12 protein-coding genes are annotated in these 20,818 nt (G+C 61.3%); 7 read left to right on the forward strand and 5 right to left on the reverse strand.

The features are described from left to right. Positions 1-10: 10 nt before the first annotated feature. Genes ispE through AWM79_RS02955 form a run of 3 tightly spaced genes read right to left on the reverse strand, consistent with a single transcriptional unit; the run spans position 11 to position 3,210 of the window. Positions 11-862 carry a 4-(cytidine 5'-diphospho)-2-C-methyl-D-erythritol kinase gene (gene ispE / locus AWM79_RS02945; protein ID WP_060782117.1) on the reverse strand — a complete coding sequence of 284 codons (852 nt, stop codon included), beginning with the start codon at positions 860-862 and terminating at the stop codon, positions 11-13. Between the two features lies 1 nt (position 863). Then, positions 864-1,481 carry a lipoprotein insertase outer membrane protein LolB gene (gene lolB / locus AWM79_RS02950; protein WP_060782118.1) on the reverse strand — a complete coding sequence of 206 codons (618 nt, stop codon included), beginning with the start codon at positions 1,479-1,481 and terminating at the stop codon, positions 864-866. 4 nt (positions 1,482-1,485) lie between these two features. Then, positions 1,486-3,210: a tetratricopeptide repeat protein gene (locus tag AWM79_RS02955; RefSeq protein ID WP_060782119.1), complete on the reverse strand. Its 1,725-nt coding sequence runs from the start codon at positions 3,208-3,210 to the stop codon at positions 1,486-1,488. A 185-nt stretch (positions 3,211-3,395) separates the two neighbouring features. On the opposite strand from AWM79_RS02955, the gene hemA reads away from it, so the two are divergent. The 6 genes from hemA (at position 3,396) to AWM79_RS02985 (ending at position 8,754) form a co-directional block, all read left to right on the forward strand. Beyond that, positions 3,396-4,685 carry a glutamyl-tRNA reductase gene (gene hemA, locus AWM79_RS02960; protein WP_017130623.1) on the forward strand — a complete coding sequence of 430 codons (1,290 nt, stop codon included), beginning with the start codon at positions 3,396-3,398 and terminating at the stop codon, positions 4,683-4,685. After that, positions 4,682-5,764, forward strand: coding sequence for a peptide chain release factor 1 (gene prfA, locus AWM79_RS02965; RefSeq protein ID WP_017130624.1), 1,083 nt, complete (start codon positions 4,682-4,684; stop codon positions 5,762-5,764). Before hemA ends, prfA begins: the two co-directional genes overlap by 4 nt. Continuing rightward, positions 5,765-6,595: a peptide chain release factor N(5)-glutamine methyltransferase gene (prmC, locus tag AWM79_RS02970; RefSeq protein ID WP_017130625.1), complete on the forward strand. Its 831-nt coding sequence runs from the start codon at positions 5,765-5,767 to the stop codon at positions 6,593-6,595. Continuing rightward, on the forward strand, positions 6,589-7,344 hold the full coding sequence (locus AWM79_RS02975) for a molybdopterin-synthase adenylyltransferase MoeB (RefSeq protein WP_017130626.1): 756 nt from the start codon (positions 6,589-6,591) through the stop codon (positions 7,342-7,344). The genes prmC and AWM79_RS02975 overlap by 7 nt, the downstream gene beginning before the upstream one ends. After that, a complete protein-coding gene (gene murI / locus AWM79_RS02980; protein ID WP_060782120.1) occupies positions 7,337-8,170 on the forward strand; it encodes a glutamate racemase in 834 nt (277 codons plus the stop codon). Before AWM79_RS02975 ends, murI begins: the two co-directional genes overlap by 8 nt. 65 nt (positions 8,171-8,235) lie before the next feature. Beyond that, the gene (locus tag AWM79_RS02985; RefSeq protein WP_017130629.1) at positions 8,236-8,754 is read left to right on the forward strand and encodes an acyloxyacyl hydrolase; all 519 of its coding nucleotides are present in this window, start codon (positions 8,236-8,238) and stop codon (positions 8,752-8,754) included. A 21-nt stretch (positions 8,755-8,775) separates the two neighbouring features. Here AWM79_RS02985 and AWM79_RS02990 read toward each other — a convergent pair whose 3' ends face one another. Both AWM79_RS02990 and AWM79_RS02995 read right to left on the reverse strand, forming a co-directional pair. Next, entirely contained in the window at positions 8,776-15,300 is a 6,525-nt protein-coding gene (locus AWM79_RS02990) for a TcdA/TcdB pore-forming domain-containing protein (protein ID WP_060782121.1), read from the reverse strand. Between the two features lie 147 nt (positions 15,301-15,447). Continuing rightward, the gene (locus AWM79_RS02995) at positions 15,448-15,753 is read right to left on the reverse strand and encodes a YkgJ family cysteine cluster protein (protein ID WP_017130630.1); all 306 of its coding nucleotides are present in this window, start codon (positions 15,751-15,753) and stop codon (positions 15,448-15,450) included. Positions 15,754-15,875: 122 nt separating this feature from the next. Between AWM79_RS02995 and AWM79_RS03000 the strand changes: the two genes are divergently transcribed. Further along, positions 15,876-20,732, forward strand: a complete 4,857-nt coding sequence (locus tag AWM79_RS03000) for a hypothetical protein (RefSeq protein WP_060782122.1) — start codon at positions 15,876-15,878, stop codon at positions 20,730-20,732. The last annotated feature ends 86 nt before the right edge of the window (positions 20,733-20,818 follow it).

The following is a 20,818-nucleotide window of genomic DNA, read 5'->3' on the forward strand; positions in this document are numbered from 1 at the left end:
ACCCGAATTCCTAGAGCAGACTCTGTAACTTGCGATGCAACATCGAAATATTGCTTCCCTTTGCTACAAACTCTGTGTGGGTCTCTGCAAGAAGGGCCGAGACTTTATCAGCTTCAGCTTTGCTTGGGAAGGCCCCAAACACACAACTTCCAGTTCCGGTTAATTTTGCCTCGGTAAATTTACCTAGCAAATTCAAGGCGTTACGTACTTCTGGATAACGTCTCGCGACAACCGGCAAGCAGTCATTTCGACTGTTTCCCTTGGGAACGGGGCGCACTTTAATGGGCGCGGAGTCACGTGTCAACAGCGGATCTGAAAAAATTTCTGCTGTACTTACAGAGACTTGCGGAACAAGCACGACATACCAGGGTTCTTCGGGGTCCACCGGGGTGAGTTTTTCCCCAACACCTTCGGCAAAAGCCGCATGGCCGTGGACGAACACCGGAACGTCGGCACCCAGCGTCAGGCCCAGGGCTGCCAGGCGATCTTGATCCCAGGCCAGCCGCCAAAGGTGGTTCAGGGCGAGCAGGGTGGTCGCGGCATTCGAACTACCGCCACCGATACCGCCGCCCATGGGTAGGATCTTTTCGATCCAGATATCCATGCCGAGGGCGCAACCGGATTGTTCCTGGAGTTTTTTTGCCGCGCGCACGATCAGATTGCTGTCGTGAGGGACGCCGTCGAATTCGGTGTGCAGGTGGATCACACCATCGTCACGCACGGCGAAACTCAGTTCGTCGCCGTAATCGAGAAACTGAAACAGCGTTTGCAACTCATGATAGCCGTCGGCACGGCGACCGATGATGTGCAGCATCAGGTTCAGTTTTGCCGGCGCGGGCAGAGTCAGGCGTAGGGGCGGCATGTCACTGTCCTAGCTGGCGGGGCTGCCAGTCCTTGATCACCAGCGTCACGTCGAGGTCGCGACCGTGCAGTTTGAGGCGCTCGGGCAGCCAGTAGCCGTTCTGCTCGGTGTAGCTGAGGTATTCGATCTGCCAGTCATCCTGATCCAGGGTGGCGAGGCGGCTGTTGTTGTCCAGGCTCAGGCGGCTCTTGTCGTCGGGCGCGGGCAGGCCGCGAATCCACCAGACCAGATGGGACACCGGCAGGCTCCAGCCCATCTGTTGTTCGAGCAGGGCTTCGGGCGTAGCGGCTTCATAGCGGCCCTGGTTGGCGACTTCCAACGACACCTGGCCGGGGCGGCCGGTCAAGCGGGCAGCGCCGCGACCCAGCGGGCCGGACAGGCGGATATCGTAGTAGTTCTGGCGTTGCAGCCAGTACAGGGTACCGCTGCCGGAGTCTTTCGGCGCGCGAATCCCGACCTTACCATTGATCTGCCAGCCATCAAGGTTGGTCAACTGCTGCTTGTGCCGGGCCCACTGGGTCGGGTCGCCGTGGCCCTCGACGGACTCACGGGCACCAAAGCCCGCGCAGCCGGCGAGCAGAGTGATCAGGCTGAAAACAACGAGGTGGCGCAAAAACATAAGCTTAAAGAGTCTCGGAACCGGTCAGGCGCTTGATGGTGCCGCGCAGAAGTGGGCTATCGGGTTGGTCCTTGAGGAACTTGCCCCACATTTTCTTGGCTTCGCTTTGTTTGCCGTTGGCCCACAGGACTTCACCCAGGTGAGCGGCGACTTCCTGGTCGGGGAAGCGTTCCAGGGCCTGGCGCAGCAAGCGCTCGGCCTCATCGAGGTGGCCCAGGCGGAAGTTCACCCAACCGAGGCTGTCGAGCACCGCCGGATCTTCCGGGGTCAACTGGTGGGCCTTTTCGATCAATTCCTTGGCTTCGGCGTAGCGTGTGGTGCGGTCCGACAGGGTATAGCCCAGGGCGTTCAGCGCCATGGCATTGTCCGGGTCGTGCTTGAGGATCGTGCGCAGGTCGTTTTCCATCTGGGCCAGATCGTTGCGTTTCTCCGCTTGCATGGCGCGGGTATACAGCAGATTCAGGTCGTCCGGGTATTGCAGCAGTGCCTGTTGCAAGACTTTCCAGGCCGGGTCGCCGTGATTGTTGGCGGAAAGGATCTCGGCCTCGATCAGGTATAACTGGATCACGTAGTCCGGCTGTTCGGCACGGGCGGCGGCGAGACGCTTCGAGGCTTCGGCGCCACGGCCGCTGGTCACCAGGATATCGGTCTGGCGCAGTTGGGCCGGCAGGTAGTCATTGCCCGGACCGACCTGTTCATATTCTTCCAGGGCGCGCTGCGGGTCGTTTTGCTCTTCGGCGATGCGGCCCAGGTTCAGGTGCGCGGAGTCGACGTGGCTGTCGCGGGCGATCAGTTGTTTCAGATAGCCCTTGGCCTCGTTCCAGGCCTTGGCTTCGAGGCAGACCAGCGCCAGGGAGAAGCGCAGTTCGTCATCTTCTGGATACTGCTGGACCAGGCTGGAGAACTGTACCTTGGCATCGGCCATGCGGTCCTGTTCGACCAGCATGCGCGCATAGGTCAGGCGCAGGCGCTTGTCGTCCGGGTACTTCTTGATACTTTTTTCCAGCAGCGCAATCGCTTCCTTGCCGCGATTGAGGGTCAGCAGCAGGCGTGCGCGCAGCAACAGCGGGGCGACTTCGCCGTCTTCCGGTGGATTATTCTCCAGCAGCGTCTCGGCGCCTTGGTTGTCGCCGTCCTGCAGCAGCAGCAGGGCCTTGCCGAAGATCAGTTGGCCGTTCTTCGGGTGCTTGACCAGTAGCCGGTCGAAACTCTTCATCAGGCCATTGCGGGTGTCCTGATCGGTGTCGGCCGCCGACAACGCGAGGAAATCGAAATGGGTGTCGCCCTGGCCCTGCAGGACTTTCTCCATATAGACCATGGAGTCGTCATAACGCCCGCTACGCGCCAGTTGGATCGCCGCCGCGCGTTGTGCTTCAAGATCGTCCGGAGCGTTTTTTGCCCAGATCAGCGAAGTGTCGAGGGCTGCCTGGTCAGCGCCCAGGTATTCGGCAATACGAAAGGCCCGCTCGGAAATACCGGGGTCCTGGGTATTGATCGCCTGAGTGACATAATTATCGAGCGCGATATCGAAGCGATTTCGCTGCCCGGCCAGTTCCGCGCTTAGCAGGCTGAAGACCGTGTCTTCGCTGAAGGAACTGTAGACCTTGGGCTTTTGCGCAGCCGCGGCGGCGTCCTCGGCTCGTGGCATATTGCCCGGCGATACGGGAGCCAGGGCCTGGCAGCCGCTGAGGAAGACAAAAGCGAGAAGCAACGCGGAGGATCTATTCATATAGGAGAAGGGCAACTTACCTGCGGTCGGGGCATCATGACACAAGCGGTGGGCAGAACCATACCCGTGACCGCTCACCGATGCACTTATAGCAAGGTTCCGTTAGAACAATAGTCGGCAATGGTTGTTCTGAACCGGGTGAAGTAGGACAATTGCCGGCCTCTGGACATCATCAGCGATCTTGAATGGCCTTCCTCGCACTCGGCATCAACCACAAGACGGCCTCCGTAGACGTGCGCGAGCGCGTGGCATTTACTCCCGAACAGTTGGTGGAGGCGCTGCAGCAGCTCTGTCGCCTGACCGAAAGCCGGGAAGCCGCGATCCTCTCCACGTGTAACCGCAGTGAACTGTATATCGAGCAGGATCACCTGGCTGCCGATACTGTGCTGCGCTGGCTGGCCGATTATCACCATCTGAGCCTCGAAGAGTTGCGCGCCAGTGCTTATGTGCACGAAGACGATGCGGCTGTTCGGCACATGATGCGTGTCGCGTCCGGCCTGGATTCGCTGGTGCTCGGCGAGCCGCAGATTCTCGGCCAGATGAAATCCGCCTACGCCGTGGCGCGCGAAGCCGGGACCATCGGACCGTTGCTCGGGCGCTTGTTCCAGGCCACATTCAGCGCGGCCAAGCAGGTACGCACTGACACGGCCATCGGCGAAAACCCGGTGTCGGTGGCCTTTGCCGCCGTCAGTCTGGCGAAACAGATTTTCAGCGATCTGCAACGCAGTAGCGCGTTATTGATCGGCGCCGGCGAGACCATTACCCTGGTCGCCCGTCATCTGCACGAGCAGGGCGTGAAGCGTATCGTGGTCGCCAACCGGACCCTGGAGCGGGCCAAGATCCTCGCCGAAGAGTTCGGTGCCCATGCGGTGCTGCTGGCCGATATCCCCCAGGAACTGGTACACAGCGATATCGTCATCAGTTCCACCGCCAGCCAGCTCCCGATCCTCGGCAAGGGCGCGGTGGAGAGTGCATTGAAGCTGCGCAAGCACAAGCCCATCTTTATGGTGGACATTGCCGTTCCTCGGGATATCGAGCCGGAAGTCGGCGAGTTGGATGACGTTTACCTCTATAGCGTCGACGATCTCCACGAAGTGGTCGCCGAGAACCTCAAGAGCCGCCAGGGCGCGGCTCGGGCCGCCGAGGAACTGGTAAGCAGCGGGGTCGACGAGTTCATGGTCCGCCTGCGCGAACTGGCGGCGGTGGATGTGCTCAAGGCTTATCGCCAGCAGAGCGAGCGCTTGCGTGATGAGGAATTGCAAAAGGCCCAGCGTCTGCTGGCCAATGGCAGCAGCGCTGAAGACGTGCTGATGCAACTGGCCCGTGGCCTGACCAACAAGTTGATGCATGCGCCCAGCGTGCAACTGAAAAAGTTGTCCGCCGAAGGCCGCCTCGATGCGCTGGCCATGGCCCAGGAACTCTTTGCCCTCGGTGAGGGCTCATCGGATAGCTTTTCGGATAAGAAACCGCAATGAAAGCGTCACTGCTCAATAAGCTGGACATCCTCCAGGACCGTTTCGAGGAACTGACCGCCTTGCTTGGCGATGGCGAGGTCATTTGCGACCAGAACAAGTTTCGCGCCTATTCCAAGGAGTACGCCGAGGTTGAACCGATTGTCGCGGCCTATAACCAGGTGATCAAAGTGCAGGCCGACCTTGAGGGCGCTCAGGCGCTGCTCAAGGACAGCGATCCGGACATGCGCGAGATGGCGCTCGAGGAAGCGCGCCAGGCCAAGGAACAACTGGTCGAATTGGAGTCTGCCCTGCAACGTATGCTGTTGCCCAAGGACCCCAACGACGGGCGTAATGTCTTCCTCGAAATCCGCGCCGGCACCGGCGGCGACGAGGCGGCGATCTTCTCCGGCGATCTGTTTCGTATGTATGCACGCTATGCCGAGAAGCGTGGCTGGCGGGTGGAGATCCTTTCGGAGAACGAGGGCGAGCATGGTGGTTACAAGGAAGTCATCGCCCGGGTCGAGGGCGACAATGTCTACGCCAAGCTGAAGTTCGAGTCCGGAGCCCATCGTGTGCAGCGAGTGCCGGCCACCGAATCCCAGGGGCGCATCCACACCTCGGCCTGTACCGTGGCGGTGTTGCCTGAGCCGGATGAACAGGAGGCCATCGAGATCAACCCGGCGGACTTGCGCATCGATACCTATCGCTCCTCGGGCGCGGGTGGTCAGCATGTGAACAAGACCGACTCGGCGATCCGGATTACCCACATCCCATCGGGGATCGTGGTTGAATGCCAGGAAGAGCGTTCCCAGCACAAGAACCGGGCTCGGGCCATGTCCTGGCTGTCGGCCAAGCTCAACGACCAGCAGACCAGCGCGGCTGCCAACGCCATTGCCAGTGAACGCAAGCTGCTGGTGGGTTCGGGCGACCGTTCCGAACGCATCCGCACCTACAACTTTCCACAGGGCCGGGTCACCGACCACCGTGTCAACCTGACCCTGTATTCCTTGGACGAAGTCCTGGCGGGCGGCGTCGAGGCGGTGATCGAACCGTTGCTGGCCGAATACCAGGCCGATCAACTGGCGGCCTTGGGTGATTGAATGACCATTATCGCCAGCTTGCTGCGCGCCGCCGAATTACCCGACTCACCCACCGCGCGACTGGACGCCGAGCTGCTATTAGCGGCAGCCTTGGGCAAATCCCGCAGTTACCTGCACACCTGGCCGGAAAAAATTGTCAGCAGCGAAGCCGCGCTGGCTTTTTCCGGTTTCCTGCAACGCCGTCGGGTTGGCGAGCCAGTGGCCTATATTCTCGGCCAGCAGGGATTCTGGAAGCTCGACCTGGAAGTCGCGCCGGATACCCTGATTCCGCGTCCCGATACCGAGTTGCTGGTGGAGGCCGCCCTTGAGCTGCTGCCGGCGACTCCGACCAAAGTACTCGACCTCGGTACCGGCAGCGGCGCGATTGCCCTGGCCCTGGCCAACGAGCGTCCGGCCTGGCGGGTCACGGCGGTGGACCGGGTGGTGGCAGCGGTAGCCCTGGCCGAGCGCAACCGCCAGCGGCTGGGCCTGGACAACGTCACGGTGTTGAGCAGCCATTGGTTCAGTGCCCTGGAAGGCCGACGCTTTCAACTGATTATCAGCAACCCGCCGTACATTGCTTCAGCCGACCCCCACTTGATCCAGGGCGATGTGCGCTTTGAACCCACCAGTGCGCTGGTGGCCGGTGCCGATGGCCTGGACGACCTGCGGTTGATCATCGCTCAGGCACCTGCGCATCTGGAGTACGATGGTTGGTTGATGCTCGAACACGGTTACGATCAGGCCGAAGCTGTCGGCGAACTGCTCTCGGCACAGGGCTTCAGCCAGGTTCACAGCCGCACTGACCTGGGTGGTCACCCACGCATCAGCCTGGGGCGCCTATCGTGTTGAGCGACCAGGAGCTGTTGCGCTATAGCCGGCAGATCCTGTTGCGCCAGGTCGATATCGATGGCCAATGGCGTCTGAAAAACAGCCGGGTACTGATTGTCGGCCTCGGCGGTCTCGGAGCACCGGTGGCCTTGTACCTGGCCGCCGCCGGGGTCGGCGAATTGCACCTGGCGGATTTCGACAGCGTCGACCTGACCAACCTGCAACGCCAGATCATCCACGACACTGACAGTGTCGGTTCGAGCAAGGTCGATTCGGCGCTGCGCCGGCTGACGGCGATCAATCCCGAGATCAGCCTGATCAGCCATCGCCAGGCCCTGGATGAAGATTCCATGCGGGCGGCGGTGGTCGCTGTCGATCTGGTGCTCGACTGCTGTGACAACTTTGCTACTCGCGAGGCAGTCAACGCCGCTTGCGTGGCCGCTGGCAAGCCGCTGGTCAGCGGCGCGGCGATTCGCTTCGAAGGGCAGTTGTCGGTGTTCGACCCACGGCGTGCCGAAAGCCCGTGCTATCACTGCCTCTACGGACACGGTAGCGAAGCGGAACTGACCTGCAGCGAAGCCGGTGTGATCGGCCCGCTGGTCGGTTTGGTGGGCAGCCTGCAAGCGTTGGAGGCGCTGAAGCTGTTGGCCGGTTTCGGTGAGCCGCTGGTGGGCCGGCTGCTGCTGATCGATGCCTTGGGCACCAAGTTCCGTGAGCTGCGGGTCAAGCGCGATCCGCACTGCGGCGTGTGTGCCAGCCGCGATGCGTGATGCGCCGATCGGGGTATTCGACTCCGGCATCGGCGGGCTGTCGGTGCTCAATGAAATTGCTACGCTGTTGCCCCATGAATCGCTGCTGTATGTCGCTGATTGCGGGCATATTCCCTACGGTGAAAAAAGTCCGGAATACATTCGTCGGCGCTGCGAAGTAATTTCTGGATTTCTTCGCGAGCAAGGCGCCAAGGCCCTGGTAATTGCTTGCAATACCGCGACGGTAGCGGGCGTCGCCGATCTGCGCCAGCGTTACCCGGACTGGCCGCTGGTGGGGATGGAACCGGCGGTCAAGCCTGCCGCGGCGGCTACCCGCAGCGGTGTGGTCGGCGTGCTCGCCACCACCGGCACCCTGCAAAGCGCCAAGTTCGCCGCCTTGCTCGACCGCTTCGCCGCTGATGTGCGGGTGGTTACCCAACCCTGTCCTGGCTTGGTGGAGATGATCGAGAGCGGCAACCTGCGCAGCCCGGCCCTACGCCAGTTGCTCGCCAGCTATGTCGAGCCGCTGCTGGCGGCGGGCTGCGACACGATCATCCTCGGCTGCACCCACTATCCCTTTCTCAAGCCACTGCTTTTAGAGTTGATTCCGGCCTCCATTAGCCTGATCGATACCGGTGCCGCCGTGGCCCGGCAACTCCAGCGCCTGCTGGCGGCCCGCGACCTGTTGTCCACGGGGCCGGCTCGCGAGGCACACTTGTGGACCAGTGCCGATGTGAATCATCTTGAAAAAATCCTTCCCTTGCTCTGGAATAAGTCGGGAGTTGTGCAAAGCTTCACGAGGTGGTGCTCCGGCGTGGAGCGCTGCACCTCGTCAACAGGCACCTAGCGTCAGGTTTCTGCGGCGGGGACTGTTGAGCCATATCTGATATGCATAAAAATAGGATGTTTCTCATGAAGCGACTGTTCTGCCTGGCTGTTCTTGCGGCCGCCACATTGGGGTATGGTGTTACCGCGCAAGCGGCAGGTCTCGAATTTTCGGTCGGTCAGACCGGTGATTCGACCGAGGTCTATCGCCTGGGCCTGCAATCGGATTGGGATAAAAGCTGGCTGCAAAGCAATGTCGGTCGCTTGACCGGCTATTGGAGCGGCGCCTACAGCTATTGGGATGGAGACACCAAGTCCAGCAACCACAGCCTGTCGTTCTCGCCAGTGTTTGTGTATGAATTTTCCGGCACATCGATCAAACCTTATCTGGAGGCCGGGATCGGTGTCGCGTTGTTTGCCCACACCGAGCTCGAAGACAATCAGCTAGGCTCGTCCTTCCAGTTCGAGGATCGCCTCGGTTTCGGTCTGCGCTTTGCCGGCGGGCACGAACTGGGCGTTCGTGCCACTCACTATTCCAATGCCGGTATCCGTATGCCGAACGATGGCGTCGAGAGTTACGCCTTGCACTACACCATGCCGTTGTAACGGATTGCCCGGCGAGGGAGGTCAATCTCCTTCGCTGCGGCGCTTGAGCTTGGCCAACGCGGCAAATACATCGTCGTCATCGATGGGGTAACGGTCGATTTGGATCAAGGTCCAGTCACCGTTCTCCCCGAGCTTTTCCAGTGCCTCGTCCGTTCCAGTGTAACCCCAGAGGGCACTGTGGTTGCTGGCGCGACGATTTAGAGGGAAATGTTCTTGCAGGGCCTGGCACGTCGCGTCGGCGGCGGCCAACTGTTGCACATAGGCCTTGAGGCCGCTGACGCCATTAAACTCGCACAAAGCCGATGTTGATGTCGGTAGATACAACAGCAGCGTTCCCTGTTGGGAATCGCCGAGCACCAGGATGTCATCGGACGGGTAGCCGTTGATACTCAAGCGATGCACCGGCACTTGTCGCGGCCCTTGGGTCGAGTCGTCGCGTTCGTGGCGGGGCAGTAATTGCAACAGCATCGAGTAGGCGGTGTCCGAGTATCCGTCTTGCAGACGTGCGCGTTGCACCTGCAACCGATATTGCGCACGCAGATAATCGCCATAGCACTTCTCGTTGTCGGGCTGACCATCGGCGCGAGGCGCGCTCCAGAATCCCGCCGAGCGTCCGCCGAACTGGCGGTATTCGGCGTTCAGATAGGCCGTCAGCGCGGCCAGTGTCGCGGCGGCATCCTGGATCTTTTTGCGCTGCGGGCTGGGGTCGATCACCAGCGATTCGGTCGACACCGGGATCTGGTACGGCTCTTCGCCGTGATCCTGCCCGTCCACGGGAATGGCCGCGAAGCTGCCATCGGTGGGGCGATAGTAAATGCCGCGGCCAGGACAGTCGGGCGCCGAGAGGTCTTCGATGTGTACCGCGCTGGCCAATCGCTGCTGGTTTTGCAGCGCTTGCAGGCGTTGCACCAGCGCGGCGACGTGTTCGTAGTCCCGTGCGCTCAATGTCACCAGCGTACAGTGGCCTCCGGCTAGATCCAGCCGGTAGGCCTCGGCGAACTTGTTGACTGCATACAGAACCTCGTTGTTTTGTACCTGTACCACAACGCCACCTAGTGTCAGCCGTCCGGGTTCGAGCTGGATATCGTCCGGGCGACTCAGGTGATCGGTATGCAGTACCCAGACTGAAGGCCGGGAGGTGGCACTACTGGACAGATTGATCATCGGACCCTCGCTCAAATAGAGGTCATATTGGCTACCCTGGCCTTCGATGTCATAGCTCAGGTACTGAGCGCTCTCGCCCGAATCCTCCATGATCAGTAGCGGCGCCGCTTGCCCCAGACTGATCCGGATGCGCGTGGCGTGGTAGCGCGGTTCCAGCTTTTCCACGACCTTCTGGAACAGGGCGACCCATTCGGCTTCGATAAATTTGCCCCCGCTCTTTTGCTCCAGCGCCTTGAACAGCTGCAATTGGGCATCGTTGCGCTGGGTCGCGCCCACCAGCCAGGTGTATTGCGGCAGGTAGGTATGTTCGGGGGTGCCCGGCAGAGCCAGGCTGCGGATGCCCGGCGAAACGGGCAGCGCCATCTGCCGTGGGAGGTCCAGGAGCAGGCCGACATCGAGCGCCTGGCGTTCATCCTCTATCACGCGCGGATCGCCCGAACGCGAATTGTCGACGGCGTAGATCTTCGGGCTACCTAGGTAGAGCTGGCCGTTGCGTTGATCCAGATGACTCACCACCACCGGACCGCCCATGCGCAGCCCATGGGTTTCGGGCTCCTCGACATAGCCGCTGCGATAGGCCTGGATCTCCTGGGTGAATTGCTCACCCGTGGCCAGGACCTTATGGACTTTGGCAAAGAACACCGCCACCAGGCTGCTGGCGCCCACGCCCAGACCGGCCAGCGGTATCGACAGCGGTCCGAGAAATTCGCCACCTTCGGTAAACCCTGCCAGTACCGTGCCCAGCGCGAGAGTGTCGAGTCCGACGTTGGTGCCGTAGGCGGCTCTTTCCTCGGCGTTCCTGGCATGGGTGAGCAGGTAGCCGTCCACCCCCAGGCTAGCCAGGACCAGCAAGGCGTTGCCGGCGGCCAACAGTGCGCCGAGGGTGAGTGTCTTGCCGCCCAGGCTGATCGCTAGACCGCTCCGGTCCAGTAGGCTGAAGCTATCCGCGCTCAGGTGCCCGGCATCCTTCAGACCAATATAAATCGCCTGGGCGAGTATTTTTCCATCGTTGGCTACGCCCATAACCACCTGGGCCAGTTGCGTGTAGAACTGCACCTGGACCGCATTGGCCAATTCCGTCGACAAGGCATAGCGTTTGCCGCTGTTGAGCAACAACAGCGCAAAGCCGGTATTCAGGCTGTTCAGGCCATCGAGTTGCGCCAGCCCATGAATCACCTCGTGGTGGCTGACACCCGGTCGCGGCTGAAGCTGACCGCCCTGGAATTCGAAGTGCCGATGGAGGGTGTCCACAGTGTTGCGGATGCGGGTTGCTAGCGCGGCCAGTGCGCTGGCTTTCTCCAGAGCCAGCGGTTGGCGCGCCGCGCCGCCTGGCCCGGTCAGCTCCATCGTATAGCCGGTGCCGCGGGACTCAAGGGTGCGCAGGTCGGGGATCTGGCCGGACACTGGCGCGTCGGTGCCGAGCCTTTGCCACTCCTGTTCTGCGGCCTGGCCCAGTGCGGCGAACTCGTCGCGTTGTGTCTGGGATTGTTCGGCAGTGGAAGGATAGGGCCTGCGCACATCGCCACCCAGGCCGGGAGCATCCATGAACTGCCAAGAACCATCGCCACGGCGTTGCACCTCATAGGTCGAGCGCCTGAAACCCTCAATGGAATGGATGATCCGGATTCGGTTGCCGAAGGTCCGGACTTCATAGCGCCGGCCTTCGTGGATGATGTACGTCCTGCCGTTCGTCGCGTGATACAGGCCTCGCACGTCCGGCCCCAACAGTTCCAGTGTCGATCTGCCGCGCACCTCATACCCTCTCAGGTAAGCTGGCTGCGATTGTGTCGAGAGGCCGGGTTCTTGCGTATTTGCAATCACCGCGTTCAGAGCGATGTTCAGTTGGGTCAGGCTGCTCAGCGTCTTGAGCGGATTGGCGAGCACCTGGCGAACCCTGGCATTGTCATAGGTGGCGCTGGTTAGTTGGGTCCACATCCTGTCAGCGATGCGGCCCGGTCGTAGTCTGAGCAAGGTGAACAGCCCAGGCGTATCGAGCAGGAGCTGCAGCCTGGTATTGGCTTGGGGGGGCGAGAGGAATTGATGAGGGCTCCATAAACGAGGGGCTGCCTTGAAGGGTAAAAGTAGAGGGGCGATGTCGTGGAGCCCCATTTGCCTGGCCAGCGCCTGCAATTCCTGTTGAAAGTCGAGGAGTCGGGATATCACTTCGTCACTCCACGACCTGATTCCGTCGGCGTTGTCGAGCAGGTTTATATGGATGATGCCGGCATCCGCGCAGCGGGTGATCAACCTCAGTCTGTCCGTCGAGATTTGCTGATCGCGTAGCAGATGGGCGATCTGAGCGATGTTGAGTCCCTCGCCTATGGGGGGCGTCAGGGTCGGCGAGCTGAAAATGATATCGAGCCGCTCAAGCAGCGCTGGAGCGCGTCCTGTTACGGCCCTGAGCAACTCGCGTCGTGCGCTGATCGGGTTGTCCATGTGGCGAAGCACATACTGGTGCAACTGGTTGGCCGTGGCACCGTACTCCAGCAGAATATGGCGGATATTTTCATCAAAAAGGAAGGCGCGGTGTACCAGGAAGTCGATGTCCGCCGCCTGCGAGGTCCCGATGAACAGCGTTTCCAGCAGTGTCCTGAGCGTCGGCTCGTTGGGGAATAGGGAGAGTGTCGGGCGAGGGGGGGCGTCGATATAATGGTCGATGATCCAGCGTATCTCCGTGGGCAGCGAGGGCTGCCCATAGCGCTCATGGACGGCGTTGAAGGCATCATCGACGGCGGCGCTGATCCTGGGTGAACGGGACGGCAAGGTCGTTTCCAGGTAACGGATGGCCGGCTGAAAGAGACCATACGGATTGGGGAATCCTTTGAGGATGGTGGTCAACTCTCGATAGGCGTCATCGCCCAGCCAGATATTCAGCTCCAGGCAATGCTCAAGTGCTTGGGCATAGAGAGGCAGATGATCGGTGGTCACGAAGGGCACGATATCCGGATTGTGCTCGATATGGTCGGCGACGGCATTGCGCAGTCTCTCGACCGTGAACGTGTCGGCGGCCCGGCTCTGGTTCAGTGACAGAGCCACGGCATGAAAGAAGCTGTCTTCACCGGCGGGGACCTCTTCCACGTTGCCGGTGAGCCAAACGTGATAATGATTGGGCGCGGATCGGTACAGCACCACGTCATGGTGGGCACTGAAGATACTTGGGTTCACCCGGTATCCATAGGTGTCCTCGCGCAACCCGCCACGGTAGCGTACCGACCAGCCAAATCCCGGATCGTGGATGTCGATAATTACCAGGCTGCTGCCCCGTGGCCAGTCTGCCAGGTTGGTGATGAGGGGAAACGTGATCTCCATGACCTGTGGGCTCCAAGAGCCCAGGCGAATTAGACCGGCCATTGCCGAAAGACGCCGTGGTATGTTCTGTGGCGCTTGTTCGCCGGCAGGTGGGTCCATCGGTGCACCGCCCAGCAGGCGTAGGCGCGCCGTGCCGGGCGGCTTGGGGCCGGCTGCGTCTGGAAGACCTGTCGCGCGGCTGCCCGGCAGCGCCGCAATGTCTGATTGCCCGGTCGCCCTTATCCGAGCCAGAGAGTTTTTTCCGGGCAGGAAGGTGCTGATCAAACCGGCGTTCTTCTGGCCCGCCATATTGCCGAGCGCCCATTGATCGATCAGCGATTGCCAGTCACTTGCCGCGTTGCCAGGGGCGCCGTGGCTGGCCTGTTCGAGCAGCGCATCACGCTGGATATCATAGAGGCACTGCTGCATGTTGCCCCGCATCGGAATCAGTTGCACGCGAGTGCCGTTTCCGGAGGGCGGCGACTGTAGGATTGGCGTAGTCGATTTTCTCTGCCGCTCGGCTAGATAGTTTTTCCATGCTGGATCCTGGAAATACGAGTCGAGGTCACCGGCTTGGTTCAGTACCTTGAAGTCATTGTCAGTGGGTGAATCCGGGGTATATAGCATCACTGCCGGAGCGTTCGGGTCCGCGCTGGTGATCGCGAGTACGCCGCCGCCAATGACCTGAAGCGTGCTCTGGCTACTTTTATTCTCGGGATGCGTCCACACGCCCACTGCGTTGGCGATAAGGGGGTATGTGCCGAACTTCGGGCGGGTGGTCGGGTCCGGGTAGTCGAGCACCCGTCGAATCCACTGGCGTTGGGGTGTGCCGACTTGTCCCTGGAGCGTGGCATCGAGCAGCGCCAATTGCAGGCAGGCGGCATTGGCGTATTGCCAGGCGTCGCGTATCGCCTGTGCCCGTCCTGGGGTTGTCGAGCTTGCAGGTTTTTCTTTGAGTGCCTGGACAATGGCTTCCAGTGCGTCCTTGTCGCGGATGATCGGTGTGCCGGAGTGGTCGTCGGGCGGGCTCGACGGCACCACATCGATCAAGGCCAGGGCCAGCGCGAGTCGGCCAGTCTGCACCTGTCTGGCGGCCTCCCTATAACGTTGCCAGGCTTGCCTGTCGGCCTTCTGGAAAACTTGCCGCCAGGTTGTGTATTGCAACGCTTGCAAGCGCTGATTCATTCGCCCGCCGATATCCAGGACGCCACGCAGGTCCGCGGCAGCGGCAATGCGTTCCAGCATGGCTGGCGACGTGTCCGCGGGAGACGCGGCAAACACATCGTTCACCCGTCTTAGCTGGGCATTGCGCAGTGACTGGACCTGCGCGGTGAAAAGGTTTTCGTGCTTGTCATCGCTGGTGGTGAAACGGTCTGCGATCTTTCGCCCGATTTGCACTTGCAGCTTCGTATGCAGGACTTTGAGCGAGATAAAGGATTCGAGACCATATTCCAGGGTGTAGAGCACGACCCGTCCGAGATCGCTGTGAATCTCGACCGCTTTCTTACCCTTGAATTGCTTCGGGTCGGGATTGCTGCCCTGCACAACCGCACCGTCGCGGCTGGTGATGACGAAAGCGCCGGGCCATGGCGCCGTATCGACAGCACTTTCTCCCAGGAGGGTAATGCCGTACACCGCAGGCCGATAGGAGGCGGGCGCTACCGGCAGTGCCTCTTCGCGTTGCGCTCTTGTGGGCAGGCGCAGTACTTGATCAATCAGTTGTCGATCGTCGGCCTCCAGCGTTCCATCGATGCTGCGTAGCTGTGCTTCGGCCCGCAGTTGGGTCTCCAGGCTCAGTGCGAGTCGTTGCTCGGCGGGCAGGCCGTCGCTGGCGTCATTGGGTTGTGTCCAAAACTGTTGCAGTTGCGCCAGATAACCCTGGTGCAGTTGACGTATCTGCTCACTTTTGGCCGTCCCCGGACTCACTTCGGGCAGTGTCGGCAGCTTGAGACCTTCCAACAGGGCGATGATTTGTGCATTGGACGTGTTGAGTAAGAGCAACTGCTGCGATTGGGTTGGCGCGGGATCGGTCGAAGTCGGGAGGTTATCGGTTGCGCAGGGGAGCGAAATACAGGGAGGTTCGAGGGTTTTCATGGGCCAGTGATCTCAGGTTCCGGGGCAACTGTCGAGTTGCCCGCTACTTGTGACGCGTTGGTTCCAAGTGTGGATCGAGGGGGGCACTGGATATATGGGAAGTGTCTTTGACTTGAGGATGAAAGCGCTCTGATCTGCTCCTTCAAATCATCGATACACTGTGCTGATTCCACGGCGCTCTTCCAGGCAGTCCGCCGAGCCGGTTTCGAACTCGCGGCAGATCAATGGGCGCTTCTCGTAGATCGTGCAGCGCATGCTGTCGCGATCCAGGGCCGCGCACCAGCCGTCGTCCAGCCGCAGCATCACCTCGCCACCCCACTCGTCGATATCGATAAAGCGTTCGGGCACACCGGTCTCGCTGATCAACAGGACTTCCAGTCGACAGCAACAGGCCGCGCAGGAGGAGCAAGTGATGGCCGGTGCAGTGAGGTCGGTCAGGGTAATCGTGGTCATGGGCGCCAGTGTATGTCAGTGTCGCCGGCCCGTATGCCTGAATAAACCGGCCGGCGATAGCCGGATACCGCCGCGTGCGGTTCTGTTGTTTGTCTACTTCGCCTATTTAAAGGGAGTCAGACATGACGGATAACACCACATCGCCCCGCCCGTCGCTGCAATGCGAGATGGCTGCGGCCAAGGCGCTTTTCGCCCATCCGCCGACTTTGTCAGGCGTGGTCTTGTCGGCCATCCAGGAGCATTTTTTTCCCCATTGGGATCCGCAGTACAACGCCGCATATCTGTATATCGGCGAACCGCAATGGTCACAGATCGAGGGCAAAAGAGTTTTTGGCGGATATCAATACACGGCTTTGAGCGACCTTGTGCTCAAGCAGTTCACCCAGGGTGTGGCACCGGTTTTTAGCGAAGGCTATGTGCTGGAGGTCCGCTTCGCTGACCGGCCCGGTGATCGCCATCTGCTGGCGCCGCCGGCCGCCGAGGCGCTTGGCCAATGGGGCAACATTCTGCTGGAGCTCTATCAACAGGCGCTGGTCGACTACTGGAATGAGGAGGATGTACAAGGCGCCAGTCGCCTTCAGCGTTTCAGTGCGCTGCTGGTGCGGATGCTGGCCAGCGACCGTGAACACTATCGCGCCTTCCTGACGATCGATTTGCAGAAACCCGAGCAGCGTCTGGCGCTCTATGGCCTGCAGGCCGTGAGCAGGGACTCATGGGGCGCCAGCTACCCTGAAGCGTTGCCGGTGCTGGTTGCCCGTCGGTGGGAGCACGAGGTCGAGCAGGCTCCGCTATTGCTCAGTCTCGCCCATGGGCTGTTCAGGGCCGACACCACACAAGTGGGGTATCTGGTGCCGTTGTTCATGAGCCGCCGGGCCGAGGGGCGCGATATCGAGTATCACGAGCACCGGCTCTGGCAGCAGGGTGACCCTGACGAGTCGCTTGAGCAGGCCTTTGCCTGCGTTGGCCAGGCCTTATTGGAGAACCAGCTCCAGGATATTGCGCTGATCGCCCGTGATCTCGAATGGACGGTCGAGGATTACCAGCAGCGGCTCGATGCCATCACTCGTCCCGATGACTGGTTTTTCACGCCGGTGCCGGCGCGGCCCCATGGCGTTCGCGAGCTGTCCGAGGAACTGACGGCGCTGCGCGATGAAATGCCTTACTGGTTGCTCGGTGCCGACCCACGGGACATTGAACGCTACCGTGATCTGCTCGACCAGTTGGCGAGTGTGCAGCGCGCTTCGCGTGGCCAGGCATTTCTCGAGGGCATCGGCGACCTGATGAGTTTCACCCGTCGGGTTCTGCTGGAAAAAATCCATGAGGAACATCTCGAACCTTTGGGGATCAGCGACCCCGACGATATCCACCTGGAGCTCGACAAGGTCATCGCGGTGTCGACGGCCGGCGGCGGCGGCGGTGCCTTGGGCAGTATTGAAAAGGTCAGGATGACCCTGACCGAGTTCGCCCTCGAAAACCTGGGCGGTTTTCACCATTCGAAGATGCGCCTATCGGTCAGGCACTGTGCTGCCGAGGCTGTCGTACCGGCCTGGCTAACCCCGGATTACATCAGACACCTGGTCAGCGCCGTGGACATCGGCAAGACCTACCTGGATGAGCTGCGTGCCAAGCTGATCGATGACGCCGACGAGGCTCGACGTCGGGAAAAACTTTTCACCGAACAACTGCGAGTGCAATTGCCCATGGCGGCGCTGGAGCTCAAGATCAGGGCGCAGGCCGGTTTCAGCGAAGCGGGCTGGCGGCTTATCGAGGCAATCGTGAAACCGTCCCCCGCGCAGCGGCAGGTCGACGGCCAGAAAGTTGTGCTCAGGCCCCTGGGCTTTCGTGCCGAAGCGGATGCCGCCGTCGATGCAGTGGCTTCGATGTTTATCATCGGACCGAAGGACATCCGTCAGGGGCCGCACGTGCTGTATCGCCCGTTGCTCGCCAAGACTGCGGCCCATGAGTCCACGCTCCTGGGATTCCAGGCCACCTCTGGGGGGGCCTTGTGTCCTCACGACAACGACGCTCGGCCCACGCCGGCGCTCGAATCCTTGCATCAGTACGAGACCTTCGAGGCCGTGTTCGAGGCTATCCGGCAGGAGGGTGCGCTACAGGATAGCGTGCTGACCTGGATGAGCCCCCAGGCCCGACGGCTGTACGGCCATGGCGGTTTCCAGGAGCCGCACGTGCCGCGATCCTTCGAAGACGACTTTACCGCTTTCTTGACCCCGGGCCCGGCCCGCCTGAGTGACGCCGTGGTTAACGGCGATTATCTGCACCACCTGTTCACCTCGACGGCGCGCACATTGATTGAACTGGCCGACCGGCAATCGGTGTCCAACGCCGAGCAACGCTGGGCCCAGCTCAAGGAAGGGGCGTGGCAGTTGTTCAATGTGCTGCTGACGTTCATCCGTGGCCCGGCGGCCGTGGCGGGTTGGATCTATGCGGTAGTGGCGAGCGTCGATCGAGACATCCGCCAACTGCAAACCAAGGACGGTACGGGACAGGCCAGTGCCTGGGCCGATGTGTTGGTCAATCTTTCCTTCATCCTCAGTCATCGTCTCGTCGAGGCCAGGGCTACTTCATCCGCTCGCGAGGGGATACCACTCAGCACGCCGCCAGCCGAGGTGAGCCGTCCGGGGGCTGATCCTTATGTCGCGCAAGGCGCGGACCTGCCCTTGCCCATGCATCTGGAGGAGCCTGCCCTGGCGCCCTCCGGGCCGCGCCGCATCCGGATCGACGATCTTTTGCTGCGTCGCTACGAGCAGCCCTGGCCGAGCGCCGAGTCGCTCGGCACGGTGATCGCCGAGGGCGAGTTCAAGGGGTTGATCCGCTTGAAAGACACGGGCTATCTGGCCACCTATATCGGTGGGCGCCTATATCGGGTCCAGGAGGCCGAGGGCGGCGTGCGGATGATCACGCCGGACGGCAGTCGTGAAGGCTTCTACCTGCGCAGCACCGAGGCCGGCGAGTGGCGCCTGGATGTCAAGTTGCGGTTGCGTGGCGGCTCGGGGCGTGGCGGGCGTAAGACCATCAAGCAGATACAGGATGAAAAAAAAGCCGCAGCCCAGGCGTTGGCCGATCGACACCGGGACCTGGAAGTCCCCGGTAAACTCGCGGCAATGGCGGCCTCCGCCGCACGGGCCGATTTGAAACTCAAGGAGCAAGGGACTAACGCCGAGGCCACCAGCAGGGCCCGGCAACGTTATCTCCAGGAAGCAGAAAAGGCTTTCGAACTGATGGGGCAGAGCATCGTCCTGCGTGAAGAACAATCGCGGGTTGCCAACGTACCCAAATGGAAGGAGGCCGTGTGCGCATTCCTCGGTATCCAGTTGGTTGGCTGTCGTGAGGCGGTGGAAGTGCTACGCAGGGTCCGGGAGGAGCAGCGCCTCTCCCCTGCTGAATTCGAACGGGCCCAAGCCACCCATGCCGGCGCGGGTTCCAGGCTCTATGACAGTATCCTGGCTTACCAGAAAAGCAAGGTTGAGGCCAATGACCGCATGTTCGACTGGCATCGCAAGGAACGGCGCGTCAACGAGCAGTTGGACAATTATGCGGGACTGGGGCGCAAGACCCGCGACCAGGCTTTGAGCCAAACCCAGGAGGCACCGCTGGAGCTGGAGACGCGATTGTCGCAGCTCCATGCCTTGCGCTGGCTGAGCCTTCATGAGCTGGAGGGCGGCGAACAGATCAATCCTTCGCTGAGGGACAAGACCCAGGAGATGGCCCTGGCGAGTCGATCCCGGGTCAATCTGGAGCAGGATCCGGACATCCCGGCAAGACGCCGTCGGCGCGTGCTCAATACCTGCATCGAAAACTATGTAACGGGTCTGCAGACCGTCGAGTTCTGGCGGCGTCAGCAGCCGGAGGGCACGGCGCTGCCCTATACCGAACGTCTGCTTGAGCTGATCGGGCAACTGCGTGACGAAGCGCTGGAGTCATTGAGCGAGTTGCTCGACGAACAGGCCAGTGATGTCGCCGCCCAAGAGGAACTGGAGAAAGTCCCAGGGCTCATTCAGACCCGCGGGTCCAGGGGCAGTGTCTATCTGGGCAAGGTCAGGCCACCGGCCGCCGGCCAGACCAGGGAGACCGTCGAAATAGCCGTCGAAGATGAAGTCCGGGTGTTTCAGCAAAGCGACACCGGTAGTTACTGGGAGGAGATCGAGGCTCCCGAACCTGCCCCGGCGTCTACTGTCGCGCGGCCACAAGTCGGGCTCAAGCGGCTGGTCAAGGAGGCTGGTACGCAGGTGCAGAAGGCCCGCAGTGAGTTGCTCAATGCCCGCCAGGAACTGGCGAGGATGCTCGACCGGGCCGTCAGGCTGAAACAACCGGTCCGGGACCCGGTTTATCTGCAGGATGTGCTGGAGGGTGAAGCGAGGGCACTGGCCCGGCTCGCCGATCAGCTCGACAGCAGCCTGGCGGCGGCGCAAGCGTCACCCGAGCGGGTGAACGCACAGACGCAATCGGCCAACTTGCGCGCGTTGTCCCTCGAATTGACCAATGAAGGGCTGTTGATCAGGGTCAAGGCAACCAAAGCGAGCATGCCGGACATGGCGCGTGTCGACTTCCTGCATCGCCAGGGTGCCATCGAAATCAGGAAAAACGGACCGCGCAGCCTGCTCAAGTCCCAGGACTACCTGCAGGAGTACCTGATACTCGACAAGGCGGCCCCGGACAAGAAGAGCGCATTGCTCTGGGTTGCCCATTTTCACTACCGCGACCTGGCGCCGAACGATGATCTTTTCATCCCCGGGGCCGCCCACCTGAAAACCCGCGAAGAGCGTTTTCTCGGCCCCAAGGCGCAGGCCCGTGCCGAAGGCGTGCGTTTTGAGCGCATTCGCCGGGGCCAGCCGGGCCGCGCCCAGGCGGCTGTGGATATCTGGCGCAGTGCAATCACGCTGCCTATGGCCCGCCAGTTCTTCTTCGATGCCGCCGAAGCGGCGGCGGCACTGGTGGAGCAACTGAGGATTCGATCGTGAAGACTGAAGTGGCCGCTAAGCCAATACCGCATGGGCTTGGCGTGTCAGGCGTCTACTGGCCCTGTACCAGTGTTCGGTGCCGGGCA

The sequence above is a fragment of the Pseudomonas agarici genome, assembly GCF_001543125.1.
Lineage (GTDB): Bacteria > Pseudomonadota > Gammaproteobacteria > Pseudomonadales > Pseudomonadaceae > Aquipseudomonas > Aquipseudomonas agarici.